Origin of the sequence: Fructilactobacillus florum DSM 22689 = JCM 16035, assembly GCF_001436645.1 — a bacterium.
Lineage (GTDB): Bacteria > Bacillota > Bacilli > Lactobacillales > Lactobacillaceae > Fructilactobacillus > Fructilactobacillus florum.
In genome coordinates this window covers 1-387 of record NZ_AYZI01000044.1, presented here as the reverse complement: position 1 = coordinate 387, position 387 = coordinate 1, and the positions used below count along the sequence as shown (strand labels likewise).

The following is a 387-nucleotide window of genomic DNA, read 5'->3' as shown; positions in this document are numbered from 1 at the left end:
AATCTACTTCAGACTCTAAGAGTATTTCGGTCTCGCTAAGTGAGTCGACTTCATCGACGAGTACATCTCAGTCCGTAAGTGGCTCAACATCAGTTTCTGACAGTACGTCAACATCGGATTTAAGTTCACAGTCTGAGTCACAGTCAACTGCAGATTCCGAATCTACATCAACATCTGACTCAATTTTGCAGTCCAAGTCACAATCAATTGCATCTTCAGCGTCTACTTCAGATTCTAAGAGCAGTTCAGTTTCGCTAAGTGAGTCATTTGCATCGACAAGTACGTCGCAGTCCGCAAGTGGGTCAACTTCAAGTTCTGAAAGTGCGTCAACTTCTGATTCAAGCTCACAGTCTGACTCTCAATCGGTAAGTGGATCAATTTCAGTTT

1 pseudogene is annotated in these 387 nt (G+C 43.2%); it reads left to right on the top strand.

Annotation, left to right across the window (positions count from 1 at the left end):
* A pseudogene (locus FC87_RS07050) lies at nt 1-387 on the top strand (KxYKxGKxW signal peptide domain-containing protein); the annotation flags it as partial.